Origin of the sequence: Paenibacillus sp. FSL R7-277 (assembly GCF_000517965.1) — a bacterium.
In the GTDB taxonomy this organism is placed as follows: Bacteria; Bacillota; Bacilli; order Paenibacillales; family Paenibacillaceae; genus Paenibacillus_AQ; species Paenibacillus_AQ silagei.
Window position 1 is genome coordinate 240,892 of sequence record NZ_ASPX01000115.1, and the last position, 14,749, is coordinate 255,640.

At 56.7% G+C, this 14,749-nt stretch carries 13 protein-coding genes; 4 read left to right on the top strand and 9 right to left on the bottom strand.

What is annotated here, in order from left to right; all coding sequences use genetic code 11:
* The first annotated feature begins 21 nt into the window (after positions 1 to 21).
* From C173_RS35220 to fucU, 3 genes are read left to right on the top strand one after another with little or no spacing between them, the layout of a single operon-like run.
* Positions 22 to 1,632, top strand: a complete 1,611-nt coding sequence (locus C173_RS35220; RefSeq protein WP_063830961.1) for a rhamnulokinase — start codon at positions 22 to 24, stop codon at positions 1,630 to 1,632.
* A gap of 42 nt (positions 1,633 to 1,674) precedes the next feature.
* Complete coding sequence (locus C173_RS28930; protein WP_036731751.1) at positions 1,675 to 2,325, top strand: class II aldolase/adducin family protein; 651 nt, start codon at positions 1,675 to 1,677, stop codon at positions 2,323 to 2,325.
* A gap of 23 nt (positions 2,326 to 2,348) precedes the next feature.
* Entirely contained in the window at positions 2,349 to 2,789 is a 441-nt protein-coding gene (fucU, locus tag C173_RS28935; RefSeq protein ID WP_036698546.1) for an L-fucose mutarotase, read from the top strand.
* A 344-nt stretch (positions 2,790 to 3,133) separates the two neighbouring features.
* Here fucU and C173_RS28940 read toward each other — a convergent pair whose 3' ends face one another.
* The 7 genes from C173_RS28940 to C173_RS28970 form a co-directional block, all read right to left on the bottom strand.
* Positions 3,134 to 3,976, bottom strand: coding sequence for a sugar phosphate isomerase/epimerase family protein (locus C173_RS28940; RefSeq protein WP_036731753.1), 843 nt, complete (start codon positions 3,974 to 3,976; stop codon positions 3,134 to 3,136).
* Between the two features lie 273 nt (positions 3,977 to 4,249).
* Entirely contained in the window at positions 4,250 to 4,963 is a 714-nt protein-coding gene (locus tag C173_RS28945; protein WP_051478621.1) for a rhamnogalacturonan acetylesterase, read from the bottom strand.
* 17 nt (positions 4,964 to 4,980) lie between these two features.
* Positions 4,981 to 6,402 (bottom strand): glucuronate isomerase, encoded by a 1,422-nt coding sequence (uxaC, locus tag C173_RS28950; protein WP_036731756.1) that lies wholly within the window; start codon positions 6,400 to 6,402, stop codon positions 4,981 to 4,983.
* Positions 6,403 to 6,438: 36 nt separating this feature from the next.
* Positions 6,439 to 7,926: a UxaA family hydrolase gene (locus C173_RS28955; protein WP_036731758.1), complete on the bottom strand. Its 1,488-nt coding sequence runs from the start codon at positions 7,924 to 7,926 to the stop codon at positions 6,439 to 6,441.
* A gap of 63 nt (positions 7,927 to 7,989) precedes the next feature.
* Positions 7,990 to 9,411, bottom strand: coding sequence for a tagaturonate reductase (locus C173_RS28960; protein WP_081751389.1), 1,422 nt, complete (start codon positions 9,409 to 9,411; stop codon positions 7,990 to 7,992).
* 136 nt (positions 9,412 to 9,547) lie between these two features.
* Positions 9,548 to 10,543: a LacI family DNA-binding transcriptional regulator gene (locus C173_RS28965; RefSeq protein ID WP_036731763.1), complete on the bottom strand. Its 996-nt coding sequence runs from the start codon at positions 10,541 to 10,543 to the stop codon at positions 9,548 to 9,550.
* A 214-nt stretch (positions 10,544 to 10,757) separates the two neighbouring features.
* A complete protein-coding gene (locus C173_RS28970; protein ID WP_036731766.1) occupies positions 10,758 to 10,994 on the bottom strand; it encodes a hypothetical protein in 237 nt (78 codons plus the stop codon).
* 182 nt (positions 10,995 to 11,176) lie between these two features.
* On the opposite strand from C173_RS28970, the gene C173_RS28975 reads away from it, so the two are divergent.
* On the top strand, positions 11,177 to 12,286 hold the full coding sequence (locus C173_RS28975) for a hypothetical protein (RefSeq protein ID WP_036731769.1): 1,110 nt from the start codon (positions 11,177 to 11,179) through the stop codon (positions 12,284 to 12,286).
* 120 nt (positions 12,287 to 12,406) lie between these two features.
* On the opposite strand, the gene C173_RS28980 is transcribed toward C173_RS28975, so the two are convergent.
* Together C173_RS28980 and C173_RS28985 are read right to left on the bottom strand one after the other, a co-directional pair.
* Complete coding sequence (locus tag C173_RS28980) at positions 12,407 to 13,309, bottom strand: manganese catalase family protein (protein WP_036731772.1); 903 nt, start codon at positions 13,307 to 13,309, stop codon at positions 12,407 to 12,409.
* 74 nt (positions 13,310 to 13,383) lie between these two features.
* Positions 13,384 to 14,745, bottom strand: coding sequence for a metallophosphoesterase (locus C173_RS28985; protein WP_036731775.1), 1,362 nt, complete (start codon positions 14,743 to 14,745; stop codon positions 13,384 to 13,386).
* Between the last annotated feature and the right edge of the window lie 4 nt (positions 14,746 to 14,749).

Genomic DNA, 14,749 nt, shown 5'->3' on the forward strand with positions numbered 1-14,749 from the left:
TCCACGTGAAGAGGTGGGAAGATGACAGAGGCGAAGACGCAAGTTATGGAGGTAACCGGTAACCAAGGAATCCGGCTGCTGGCCATCGACCTGGGAGCCAGCTCCGGCAGAGTGATGCTGGGAAGCTACAGGGACGGAAAGGTGACGGTGGAGGAGATTCACCGCTTCCCTAACGGACCGGTAGAGGTCAACGGACATTTGCACTGGGATGTGCAGCGGCTGCTTGAGGAGCTCAAGCAAGGGATTGCAGCGGCTGCGGCAAAGTATGGCCCTCTGCGCTCTCTGAGCGTGGATACCTGGGGAGTCGACTACGGCCTGCTGGATGAGCAGGGCGGGCTGCTGGACGCTCCGCATCATTACAGGGATCAGCGGGCGGCGGACTTCGCTTCAGTACTAGAGGCTGCGCTGCCTCCGGCAGAGCAATTCAAGCTGACGGGCAACCAGTCCAGCCCGATTAATACGGTGTATCAATTGTTTGCCGATCTTATGGCGAAGCCGGAGCTGCGGACAACCGCCAGACAGCTGCTGCTGATGCCGGATCTGTTCAATTATATGCTCAGCGGTGTGGCCGTGGCCGAGCAGACCATCTGGAGCACCAGCGGCCTGCTGAATCCGCAGTCCACAGCGCCTGCAGCCGAAGTGCTGCGCAGGCTGGGGCTGCCGGTGACGCTTGTGCCCCGGCTGGTTCCGGCAGGCACGGTGCTGGGGGAGCTCCGGCCCGCACTCCAGGAAGAGCTGGGCAGCGGCCCGCTCCAGATCATCGCTGGAGCCTCGCATGATACGGCTTCCGCCGTGGCGTCCATTCCTTACGGCGGATTCGACTCTAACTGCACCGATGCTAGCTGTGTCGGCCCTGGCAGCGCTGATCCTAGCAACGCCGATCTTAGCTCCCCAGATCCAAGCTCCGCCGGACCTGACCGGCCCGCCGGACTCAGCCCCACGCTGCCGTCCGCTGCATTCATCAGCTGCGGAACCTGGTCGCTGGTCGGCCTGGAGACGGCGGAGCCCATATTAAGCGATGCCGCCCGGGCCAGCGGCTTCACTAACGAGAGCGGCTTCGGCGGCACCAACCGGCTGCTGAAGAATATCACCGGCCTCTGGCTGCTCCAGGAGACCCAGCGGTGCTGGGCTGAAGCGGGGGAACGGCTCAGCCATCAGGAAGCCGCCGAGCTGGCCGGGCAGCTGGACCGGTCCAAGGCGTGCATCGCCATGCTGGACCCGAATGATCCGCTCTTCAGCACACCGGGCGATATGCCGCTGCGGATTGAATCCTACTGCATCCGCACCGGGCAGCCGGTGCCGCAGACCCGGGCGGAGATCATCCGCTCGATTCTGGAGAGCTTGGCCCGGTCGTACGCGGATACGATCCGAGAGCTGGAGGCGCTAACCGGCCATCCGGTGCGCTGCATTCACATGGTCGGCGGCGGCATTCAGAACAAGCTGCTGTGCCAGCTGACGGCGGATGCCACCGGCAAAGAGGTTATTGCCGGACCGGTAGAAGCGAGCGCGATCGGTAACCTTTTGGTGCAATTGACGGCGCTCGGTGCTGTCGATCCCGCAGAGGTCCGCAGGGTGGCAGCCCGGTCCTGCTCAACGCTCCGGTATCAGCCGTCTTTAATACATCAGAACTGACAAGCTTCATACAGCAATCAAGCAGCAATCAAGGGGGCAATTATGAATAATCATGAAGAAGAACTACGGCGTCTAATCTGCGATATCGGCCGGAATCTGTTCAACAAGGATTTCATCGCGGCCAATGACGGCAATATCTCCGCCCGCCTGTCGGCCACGGAGGTCATTACTTCGCCCACAGGAGTCAGCAAAGGCTATCTGCAGCCGCATATGCTGGTCAAAGTCAATCTGCAGGGAGAGATCCTGGATGCAGCGGAGGGCTACCGGCCGTCCACGGAAGTGAAGATGCACCTGAAGATCTACAACGAGCTGCCGGAGATGGGCGGGGTGGTTCATGCGCATCCGCCGTATGCTACCGCTTTTGCCATCAAGGGTGAAGCTCTGGACAAAATGATGATGCCGGAATCCGTCATTGCCATGGGGGACATTCCACTGGCGGTATACGGGACGCCTTCGACCGAAGAGATCCCGGATTCGCTGACTCCCTTCCTGGGCAAGAAGACCGCAGTGCTGCTGGAGAGCCACGGGGCCCTGACCTGGGGCAAGGATGTAATGGCTGCTTATATGAACATGGAGCGGCTTGAGTATACGGCGAAGCTGACCTTCCTGACCCGCATGATCGGGGGAGAGCGTGAGCTGCCGCCGCACCGGATTGAGGAGCTGGTGGCGCTGAGATCATTTTACGGGATGTAATGAAGCCGAGAGGAGATATAATTATGCTCAAAAAAATACCTAAACTGCTCTCCCCCGAGCTCGTCCGCACCCTGATGGAGATGGGCCACGGGGATGAGCTGGTGCTGGCGGATGCCAATTATCCGGGACATGCGCTGCATTCCCGGGTGCTGCGGGCTGACGGGATCGGTATCCCCCGGCTGCTTGACGCCATCCTGGAGCTGCTACCGCTGGATCATTATGCTCCGGCTCAGGCGGCCTTCATGGCTGTAGTGGAGGGAGACCCCACAGTCCCTGTGATATGGGACACGTACAAGGAGATTCTCACCCGGCATGATCCTGCGGTGCAGGTGGAGTATGAAGAGCGTTTCGACTTCTATGACCGCTCCAAGCACAGCTACGCCATTCTAATTACAGGGGAAGAGGCGCTCTACGGGAATATTATACTCAAAAAAGGTGTGATTTCCCCCGAGGCCGGGGAATAGCGGCACCAAGCAACGGACCGCCCGGTTAACTATGGGCGGTCTTATTGCTATACCTAGAGCGCGCTGTTTAAGCGCGCTGCTTAGTGGAGCGCTCGTTTAGAGCAAATACCCTCAAATAACTCAAATGTTGCAAGTTATGCAACTTGGCTACCCCGAAACCGGGGCTTGCCAGAGGATTGTTGCAGGAAATGCAGGAATGTGCAGGCCAGGATGCTTAGTTAGAGGAGGATTCCTGCCTTTTGTACAACAATTCTAGTTATAAGTGTATATGTTGGGGGAGAAGCTGCAGTTTGTGCAAGATTACCCTCATCAAGTACCCAACATCCATCTGCAGAGTACTTTTGTTAAACCTCGTTATAAATTCTCCGCAGGAATTGCGCGCTGGCCTTGAGATGTTCCTCTGGAGTGCTCTCCAGCAGGCCCTGGATATGCGGGCGCTTATATTTCATGTAGCGGAGCAGCGGGGCGAAGTTCAGCATCCCTTGTCCGGCAGGAACGATGTCGATGGTGCCGTTCTTGACTGTGAAATCCTTCAGATGCAGAACCGCGATCCGGTCTCCGAGGAGCTCCAGCGCTTCTGCCACAATCTGCTCCTGCTGAAGGTAATTCTCCGGGGTCATCAGATTCGCGGCATCCAGTATAATTTGCAGGTTATTGGACGCCACGGTATCCAGCAGACGCCGGGCTAACGGAACCGTGTAGAGCGGGTGGTTGACGCCTGCCTCGATGCCCACAGTTACTCCGAACCGTTGGGCCTCAGCAACCATGGCACTGACGGAGTCAACCACTTGTTCAAAAGCCTCCTCCGTGAAGTTATCCGGTGTATACCCCTGACTTACACTGCCGGTCTCCGTACCGACCAGACTCGCGCCGAAGTCTCGGGCCAGCCGCAGATGAGTGTTGAAGTCGCTCAGCGCCTGCGCGCGCTTGGCAGGGTCAGCATCAATAATGTTCACATAACAGCCAAGGACAGCAATCTTGATACCTGCTTGTCTGAAGGCATCGCCATAGTACGCAGCAGCACCCGGACTTAGTGCGCCAAGCTCAGCCACACTCTCCGGAAAAGACTTATGCAGCGCTAACTGAATCGCCGGGAAGCCATGCTCCTTCAGCTTATCTATTAATTGCGGCAGCGGACAACGCTTGAAGTCATGGGCACGGACGCCCAGGTGAAATGGAACGGTCATAGGGTTAGACTCCTTTGTATTCAGATATAAGAGTTCGCATGGAGCGCCACTAAAAAGGCCGCCTATGTCCAAAAGTGGTCACAGGCGGCCCGATCATACTGTCTGAGGATTGAAGCAACATGTAAGGATGGCGAATAATGTGCGCTATGTTTGCAATGCTCCACAGGCTCATGCATAACCTAATCCAAACTACACACTTGTCTGCTTCCCACAGCTACACCCGCAGATACGGGTGCAGTAGTTTCAGCTTCGCGGACTGCGCTAGCGTTTCGGCTACCTCGCCTGCCGACCCCCAGCTACACCCGCACGCAGATACGGATGCAGCAGCTTCAGCTCCGCGCACTGTGCGAGCGCTTCGGCTACCAGCGCTGCGATCTGCTGCGCCCCGGAGCTGCAGAAATGCGTGTCATCGGTAATGCCGTCCGGGTAGTTGGGGCGTGCGCCCGGCGGCAGGTGCATGAACAGCCCGGCCGATGCTTCCACTCCCAGTCTGCGGTAGAGCTGCTGGGAGGCGGCAAAAATATCAAGCAGAGGTGTTCCGGTCTCCCCTGCAACCTCCCGCATAACCTGCGGATAGAGTCCGACAGCCTGCGGGTCTGGTTCCCCGTCCGTAGTGAAGCGGCGGCGGCTCACGGAAGTCAGCAGTACAGGGAAGCTGCCCCGGCTGCGGGCGGAATCAATGAATATCTTCAGATTCCGGCGGTATTCGGTATGCGGCTCCGTGTAACGGAGAGGGTCCTCCAGCTTCTGGTCATTATGGCCGAACTGGATCAGGAGAAAGTCTCCGGGGAGGAAATCCCGCTCCATGTCTGCCAGTCTGCCCTCTGCCAGGAAGGAGCGTGTGCTCCGTCCGTTGATGGCCCGGTTCTCAATCTGCACCTTCCGGCTGACATACTGCTGCAGGTACTCGCCCCATCCGGCCATTGGCCATTCCCCGCCGCCCTTCTGGGCGGCGGTAGAGTCTCCGGCGATATAGATAGTCGGCATCTTCAGCATGCCTCCATCTAGACGGTGACTCCGGCTTCGCTGCCGGCAGTCTGGAAGCCGAAATATCCGGCTGCGTTATTGTAGGAGATATCCCGGACCATAGCCCCCAGAACTTCTAGGTCATCCGGCGCTTCCCCGCGTTCGGCGAGTTCACCGAGCAGCCCGCACAGGACCCGGCGGAAATATTCATGCCGGGTATACGACAGGAAGCTGCGCGAATCGGTCAGCATGCCGACGAAGTTGCCGAGCAGGCTGTTCTCAGCCAGCAGGGTCAGCTGCTGGCGCATGCCGCTGCGCGTATCGTTGTACCACCAGCCGGAGCCAAGCTGGAGCTTGCCGGGGGTGTCCTTCTGGTAGCAGCCCAGCAGAGCCAGCAGGGCAGGGTAGTCGCCGGGATTCAGCGAGTAGAGGATCGTCTTCGGCAGGCCGCTGCCGCTCTCGGCCCGGTCAAGCAGCTGCGACAGCGCTGTGGTCAGCGGCAGATCGTTGATGCCGTCATAGCCGGTATCCGGTCCCAATCGCTGGAACATCGGCGTGTTATTGTTGCGGTAAGCATGCAGGTGAAGCTGCATGGTCCAGCCCTTGTCATGATAGAAACCGATCAGCGCGGTCAGCAGCTCTGTGCGGTAGCGGGTGATTTCCTCCGGTGACAGCACAGCACCCTGCATTCTTTTGGCGAATATAGCTTCAACGATCTCAGGCGCACCTGCTTCGTAACGCAGGATATCCAGCGCATGGTCCGACAGGCGGCAGCCCTGCTCGTGGAAGAAGGCAACCCGGTTACGCAGGGCATCCAGCAACCCGGCATAGCTCTTGACCGGCAGGCCGGAGGCCGACTCCAGCTTAAGGGTCCAGGCGGCGAAGCCTTCGGCATCGATGTTCAGCGCCTTGTCAGGACGGAAGGTCGGGAACACCTGGAAGGCGGTCTCACTCCCCTGCAGCAGCTTGTGATACTCCAGGGAATCTGCCGGATCATCGGTGGTGCAGATCACCTTGACACCGCTGCTGCGGATCAGGCCGCGCCGGGTGAAGCCCGGTTCAGCCAGCTTGCGGTTGACCTTCTCCCAGATGGCCGGCGCCGTGGCTTCATTCAGCAGCTCCTCTACACCGAAGAAACGGCGGAGCTCCAGATGCGTCCAGCTATACAGAGGGTTGCCTACTGCCTTAGGCAGTGTACGGGCCCAGGCCAGAAATTTATCATAATCAGAGGCGTCGCCGGTAATATGCGATTCAGGAACGCCGTTCGCACGCATCAGCCGCCATTTGTAATGATCGCCGTACAGCCAGGCTGCGGTCAGATTCTCAAAGGGCTGGTCCTCATAGATTTCGCGCGGGTCCAGATGGCAATGGTAATCGATAATGGGCATGGTTTTGGCGTGATTATGAAAGAGTAGCCGTGCTGTTTCGCCGGACAACATGAAGTCCTCGTTTAGGAACATGAGTAGGATCTCCCTTTGAATGGATTGGAATAAGTTCTACAAGGTAACGCCTGTTTTGAAAATAGCCAGCTCACGCACTTCATTCTGCTCGTTCCGTGTTTTTTGGCCGCTGGCGACATCAATGATATACGTGATGAATTCCTCCAGCACATCGGCCATCGGCGTTTCCAGCAGGGGGCCTGCGTTGAAGTCCATCCAGTGGCCTTTTTTGGCAAAAAGGTCGTTGTTCGTTGCTATCTTAACCGTAGGCACAAAGCTGCCGAAAGGCGTGCCGCGGCCGGTGGTGAACAGCACGAGCTGGCAGTCGGAAGCGGCAAGCGCAGACGCAGCGACCAGATCGTTGCCGGGAGCCTGTAAGAGGCTCAGCCCTTTTTTGCGCAGCTTCACGCCATACTGCAATACATCCACCACCGGCGACGAACCGGCCTTCTGGGTGCAGCCGAGCGATTTGTCCTCCAGTGTGCTGATGCCGCCGGCCTTGTTGCCCGGAGACGGATTCTCATAGACTGGCTCGCCGTAAGAGAGGAAATACTGCTTGAAGTTATTGATCAGCGAGACGATATCATCATAGACCTCCTTGCTCTCAGCGCGGGCCATCAGCACCTTCTCCGCACCGAACATTTCCGGCACCTCTGTCAGCACCGAGGTTCCGCCCTGAGAGATGATGAAGTCGGAGAATGCGCCCAGCAGCGGGTTGGCCGTAATGCCGGAGAATCCGTCCGAGCCACCGCATTTCAGCCCGATGTTCAGCTCACTGAGCGGAACCGGCTCACGAACGTCGTTCGCAGCGGCTTCATACAGCTCCTCCAGCAGCACAAGACCGGCTTCCAGCTCATTGCCTACCTCCTGGGCCACCAGGAACTTAACCCGGGACCCGTCATAATCGCCCAGCATGCTGCGGAACTCGGAGACGATATTGTTCTCGCAGCCAAGGCCGAAGACGAGTACACCGCCTGCATTGGGATGATTAACGGCATCGAGCAGAATGCTGCGGGTCATGCGGTGATCATCGCCCAGCTGGGAGCAGCCGTAAGGATGCTTCAGCACGGTCAGGTTGTCGAATCCGCCAAGATCGGGATGCTCGGCCTTGAACTCCTGAAGCATCTGCTCGGCAACGCCGTTCACACAGCCCACGGTCGGAATAATGAACAGATCATTACGGATGCCCACCTTGCCGTTACTCCGCCGGTACCCCTGGAAGGTCAAATCACGGCGCGGATAAATCACCGGATGGACATCAGGCACATACTCGTATTCTTCCTCCCCGGACAGATTGGTTTTGATGTTATGCGTATGAATCCAGTCGCCTGCGGCAATCGGAGCCGTGGCATGGCCGATCGGGGAACCGTATTTGGTAATGATGTCTCCGCTGCTGAAACCGGTCAGGGCAATCTTATGCCCCTGCGGAATCTCCTGGGCGGCCTGAAGCGTTAGTCCGTCTATCGTGAGTTCTTCTCCGGCAGCAATCGGCCGTAAGGCTACAGCTACCGTATCTCTCGGGTTCATTTTCATTAAGTTTTTCATGTTGGCCCTCCTAAAAGTTTGTAAGCTGCGCTTCTCTGAACTTCTTCGTGCAAACTCGCCGGTTCAGCCGACGAGTTCCTGTAATGCTGCGCGGGAATCTTCATGCTCCAGCTGATGCAAATGGGCGGCTATCGCATCAGCCAGTCCCGGCAGCAGGGTAAGATCCTGTCCCCACAGGCTGCTGTCGCCAAGAATGGTGTTCACGAAGCTGGCCGGCTGGCTCCAGGCCTGATCGAACACTGCCAGTACCTCTGCGCCGTCCTGCCGGCGAATACGGTCGCCCCGGTAGCTGAGCAGCAGGGCGGCGAAGGCGAGGGTCATCCGCTCCGGAAGCTGGCCGCGTTCCTGCTGGTAGCGAAGCAGAACCGGGAGCAGGCGGGCCTTGAATTTGGAAATGCTGTTGAGCGAGATGGAGGTCAGCTCATGGCGGATGAACGGATTGCGGAAGCGCTCCTGTACGGCATCGGCGTATGACAATAGCTGCCCGGCAGGCAGATCCAGCATAGGGATCAGCTCCTCTTCAATCAACTGCTTCACGAAGCGGGAGAAGGTACCGTCATTCATGACGTCTTCAACCGTCTCAAGACCGGCGAGCAGGCCCAGAGGGACCATAGCGGTATGCGGTCCGTTCAGCAGATGAACCTTGCGTTCGCGGTAAGGCGTCATATCCGGTGTCACCACGACATTCAGTCCGGCCTTAGCCAGCGGCAGGCGCTCTGTCAGAGACTCCGGTCCTTCAATGACCCAGAAGAGGAACGGCTCTGCGGTTACCATTACGTCATCAAGATAGCCGAGCTCAGCTTCGAGGGCGGCAGCCTGGTCACGCGGATAACCAGGGACAATCCGGTCCACCAGACTGCAGCAGAAGGTATTCTCGGACTTTAGCCATTGGAGGAATTCTGCACCAAGATTCCAGTCAGCCGCATAACGTTCTACGATCTCCAGTAATTTCTCGCCGTTGCGGTCAATCAGCTCGCAGGGGATAATGACGAAGCCTTTCTTGCCAAGCTCGAAGCGGCGGTGGAGCAGCGCAGTCAGCTTGCCCGGGAAGCTCTTAGGGGGGGCATCGTCTGCGCGGTCGCCTGGAAGATAGGCAATGCCGGCTTCGGTAGTATTGGAGGTGATGAACTCCAGATCATCATTCTCGGCGAGCGCGAGATAAGCTTCATAATCCATGTATGGGTTAATCACCCGGCTGACCGAGCTGATAATTTCGCGGGAATTGACGGTCTCGTTGTCCATGATGCCATTAAGCAGCACGGTGTAGAGGTTGTCTTGAGCGGCCATCAGGTCAGCTACGCCTCCGGTTCCCTGCGCAATGGGCTGAATGAGGACAGCGCTTCCGTTGAACAGACCCTGATTGTTCATTTGCTGCAGCTGCCAGTCTACGAACGCACGCATGAAGTTGCCTTCGCCGAACTGAATCATCCGTTCCGGATGGAGGGTTAGCCCCGGGTGAGTGCTTCTGGATAAACGGTTTGTCATAGTGGTCATGATCTCCTTTAAAATACAGTGATAAATTGCACACGTTAACATTTTATTTTAAGCAAGATACGGAATTCCTTCTCTTGTCCAGGAAGGCTCCGTATCTGCAGAAAATAGCGGGTAGGTTGAAATAGAGTTATACTTCTGCAACCGTATCCCTTACCACCAGCGAAGTCTTAACGAACAGCTGCTGCGGCGGGGTCTCCGGCTGCTGAAGCAGCTGGATCAGCATGGTAATGCCCAGCTCACTGATCTCGGCAATCGGCTTGCGGACCGTGGTTAGGGCAGGATTCGTATAGCGGGCGAACATCATATCATCGAAGCCGATCAGTGAGATCTGCTCCGGCACCTGCACCTTGTGGGCATAGCAGGCATTCATGGCGCCAATCGCCATATCATCATTGGAGCAGAACACAGCCGTAGGCCGGTCCTCCAGGCTAAGCAGCTTGCTCATCGCCGCATATCCGCTCTCGATGCTGTAATCTCCCGGGGCAAAATAATCAGGGTTCAGCGGAAGCCGGCCTGCAATCAGACTGTCCAGGAAGCCCTGCTTACGTTCGCTTGAGGACTTGAAGCCGGGCTTGCCTTCAATAATAGCCAGCTTGCGGTGACCCTGCTGCACAGCATAATCAATCGCTTCCTTGACGCCTTCGCGGTCATTGGCGACCACGTTCATGATGCCGGGGTCCTCCAACTGGCGGTTCAGCACCACTAGCGGAATGCCGGTCTTCTTCACATGATAGATGAAGGCATTGTCTTCATCGCTCTGGCTCATGACCAGAATGCCGTCGAAGCGCTGCGGCTGAATATTGCTGAAATGCTGCACACCGTCGATCCCGTTCACCGTCAGATTATAGTTCTCATCGAGAATGTGCGTAATGCCTTTGATGGCATCCACCAGGAAGCTTGAGGAAGTCCCCTGCTCAATACTGGAGAAGAACAGGCCGATGATGAACGATCTTTTGGTGACCAGGCTCTTGGCACTGTAATTGGGCACATAATTCATTTCGGCGGCAATCCGTTCAATCTTATCCCGGGTGGCCTTCTTGATCAGCGGGTTGCCGTTCAGCGCCCTCGATACAGTAGTATGGGACACACCGGCAACACGGGCAATATCTTTGATGGTAATCATAGGTTCTCCCCGGGTACATGGAATTGTTAACGATTTCAGTTTAGTTCTCCAGCAGCGTCAAGTCAATAGTTTATTGGAATGCACACGTTAATATTTTGTGAATAGTCAACGCAAAAACAGACCCGGATCAGGGTCCAGGGTCTGCGTTTGAAGAGGGGAGGGAGGATCACAGGCGAGCGCTGTTTCTCCTTTGATGAAGAGACCCCGAAGCTTCTCAGGCATGGTTATGCTGAAATTTCGTAATATCGCGGGCGTAATGCGAGGTGGAGCCGTCGAATCTTTTCAGCCGGACATACTCATCAGAGAATTTGTCAACGACTCCGCTGCCTACCTGGGAGTACATTCCGTCAGGGTCAAGCTGGAGGGCGGATACGAAGGTCTGTGACAGTGCGGCTACGAAAAAATCAATGTTTTTAACAAGTGTCTGTGGCAAAAGTCCCAGTCCTTTCATCAAATAAGTTCATCGTCAGCGGAAAAAACTTAAATCTTATTGTACGACAGGCTGCCGGATTTGAACATAGGCTATACTTGGTGTATATATATCCAGCCGAAAGTTGACACAGGGATGTCCGGTTCGTATGGTATGCTCTCATTATAAGAGAATCCAATTACATCAGCAGGAGGAATTCAAGAATGGCCGAACCCCTGAAAGCAATGTACAACCAAGAATTCCTGCATAGCCTGGGAATGAAGATTAAAGCCGTCTACGGTTCGTTCGAGCTAGGCCGCTTCATGGCTGAGGCGATGAGGGAGCCGTGGGAGGAGCTGGAGCTGAAGGCACGGATGCGGAGGATTACAGAGACACTGGGCAGCTGCCTGCCCCCGGCCTATGAGGAAGCGCTGAAGATATTGTATGCGATAGATAAGGACTGTGTCGGCTTCCCGTATCTGATTTTCCCGGATTTCGTAGAGGTGTATGGTGGAGGTGAGGAGCACTGGGAGCTGTCGATGGAGGCGCTGGAGCGGTTCACCCCGAAGTCCTCGGCGGAATTTGCCGTCAGGCCGTTCCTGCTGCGTGACCCGCAGCGGATGATGGCTCAAATGCTGGTCTGGGCGGAGCATCCGGGGGAGCATGTGCGGCGGCTCGCCAGCGAGGGCAGCCGTCCCCGCCTGCCCTGGGGCCAGGCATTGCCGATGTTCAAGCGCGATCCGTCTCCGCTATTGCCGCTGCTGGAGAAGCTGAAGGCTGACCCGTCACTCTATGTGCGCAAAAGTGTAGCCAACAACCTGAACGATATCGCGAAGGATCACCCTGATATCGTGATAGCTACCGCCCGCCGCTGGCTGGGCAGTAATGTAAAGACGAACTGGATTGTGCGGCATGGCTGCCGCTCTCTGATCCGCAAGGCGGACCCTGAGATCATGGAGCTGTTCGGATATGCCCCGGAGGAGAGCGGTACCCCGCTGGTCAGCTTGGCTGTCCTAACGGCCGACCCGGCCGAGCTGCGGATTGGGGAGCACTGTGAGCTGCAATACACTCTGACAATCCGGGAGGGCGGTCCGGTGCGCATCCGCATTGAATACGGGATCAACTTCGTCAAGGCCGGCGGCAAGACCTCGCGCAAGCTGTTTCTGTTATCCGACAAAACCGTGCCCGGCGGCACCAGACTCTCCGGTACACGGACCCACCGCTGGGCCAACCTGACTACACGGAAGCACTATCCCGGAGAGCATACCCTTGTGCTGCTTGTGAATGGGCGGGCTGTTGCCGATACCTCACTGCTGCTTGAGCCGGAGTTATAAGGCAGAGATCTTAGAAGTATCCATACCCAAACAAAGCGGATGTTCCGGCAGCCAGTTCATGGCTTCCGGGACATCCGCTTCTCTATCGGTGCTATTATCCGCTAGGCTTGGCTCAAGCTGCTAGTCATGAATATTCCCGGCCATTTTCAGCCGTTTGGCAATCTCCTTGAATTCCTCGGCAGAGATGCCCGGTGCGAATTCTTCCTTCACTTCCGGGGCCTCGGGGATAGGGAAGCCTTCCGGTACGCCCTGAATGACCTCAAGCGGCAGCCCGTCCTCCGGGTGAGTCCCCTTCCAGATCTGGTCAATGGAGCTGAAATCCTTATCGCTCCAGGTGTACAGCTTCGTATGAACGCCTTTTTCCTCGTACTTTCTGGCTTCATTGAAAGCTTTGTTGTCCAAGGAAGGAATGGGCACCAGCTTGGTAACATTGACGCCTGTGGCAATCTCCAGCGCCTTGGCGTAAGCGACCACGTGAACACCTCCACGGACAAGCAGGAAGCCGACTACCGCCCGGGCTGCAGGGTGGTCGGTCATTTCGTAGACCTTCATTTTATGGGTTCTGGCCCCGCACTCCAGGAAGAAGTTATGAAGCAGGTCCTCCACCAGATTACCGCTGTTGAACACATTAGCTCCGGTCCATGGATTGCCCATCGAATCGAACGGCATGGCCCCCTGTGCGCCTGCCAGGAAATGATAAGACAGCCGTGCGTCTTTGACATCCGCAAGCGGTGTGGAATCCGGTTTCTTATAAGCCGTGGAACCTCTTAGACATTTGTTCACGGCGTGGGAGACCAGCTCAACATGGCCCAGCTCTTCGGCGGTAATGCTCATTACCAGGTCGTAGAAGGGCTTCAGCTTGTCCTTGGACCGGAAGTTGAAGGACTGGTACAAGTAGTTATTGAGTGTTGACATCTCACCGAATTTGCCTCCGAGCAGCTCTTGTACGGCTGCTGCAGCATTAGGATCTGGTTTCTCGACGTCCGGGATTTCAATCATAATCTCATCCATACGTGTGAACATGGTGATTATCATCTCCTCAGCAGTAGGTGTAAGCATACTTGTCTATTTTACACCTATTTCCAGTTTTTCAAACATCACCGCTGAGGAAGCTGGACATGCAGTTCATGATTGTTCTTCGGCTGCTGCGAGGCCATCTCCAGAACATAGCTTCTCGTTCCACTTGGCGGGGCGTCTTGCCAGAGCCGGTAGCCTTCTGTGGCGGTCACGGCTGCATTGTCCGTACTAGCAGAGCCTGCGAAGTAATTCTCGTTCAGCCTTCCCACAACGTCAGCCATTTGCTTCAGCGCAGCCTCCGTATAACGGGCGTAAGCGGGGTCTTCAGCCAGACGGTAATAACTCCGGGTGGCAGACCGCTTGCGGAAGTTGACTTCACTGTAGGCTCTGAAGTCCAGCAGATTTGGATCGGTATTGCCGGAGGCTGCTGCCCATTGCTCCATCCCTAATCTTGCCGTGCTGTAATCCAGAGTCTGACGGGCGGAGGAATAGGTTAAGAGTCCGTATTGATGGGGAAAAACAGATAAAGCACTGCTGGCGATGTCATAGATACGCTCCCCGTCATGGCTATATTCACTGATGTCCTGAATGTGTATATGCCCGCTGAGAACCGTCCGTACACCGCTCTGCATCAAGGCATCTGTAACCTTGGCATGGTCCTCTACAGTGAAGCCCTCCTGAATGAATTCACTGTGATTCAGCAGGCTGTGATGCATGACCGTCACGAGCTGCGCGCCTGCGGCAGCGGCCTTCGCGCCGCAGGCAGCGATCCATTCCAGGGTCCGGTCACTCACCCGGCCCTCCAGCTGGGGATGGCCCAGCGCTTTATTGTCTCCGTACTGTGCAGTATCCAGCATGAGCAGCCACAGTTCCTCCGAAGGGGCAGCCAGATAACTGAGCGAATCCTCGTCTCTCAGCAGGGCCTCATCATAACCGAAGCTGCCATAGATCTGGCGGAATGCCTTGGCGCTCACGGAATCTGTGGCGTATTGGCGCTTATCGCGGAAGCTCCGGGCCCAGGGATTCCGGATATCATGATTGCCCGGGATCACATAGATCCGGGTTCCGGTGTCTTGCTCGATGCGCTTCAGATGTCCGGCCAGCTCCTTATGGCTGGCTTCTTCCCCGTTGTTGCTGAGATCCCCGCTGATAATCACCACATCCGGCTTGCGGATTCCGATATCATAGCCCAGCGCCTCCATCATCTCCTTGCTGTAGCCGAGCTGCTTGCCGTCACCGGCAGCCAGAAACTGCTGGAAGGCAGGTCCGAGATCCCTTAGCTCCTGCGCTAAATAATGGGTGTCGCTCGTTGTCAGAATACTCAGATCATGGCCGGACTGAATCCGGTATTGCGGCTCCGGCTCCGCTAAGTCCTGTCCGCCGCAGGAGGAGAGCATCAGGAGCAGAAGGGGAAGGATAGCATACTTATGGATGAACTTCATTAGG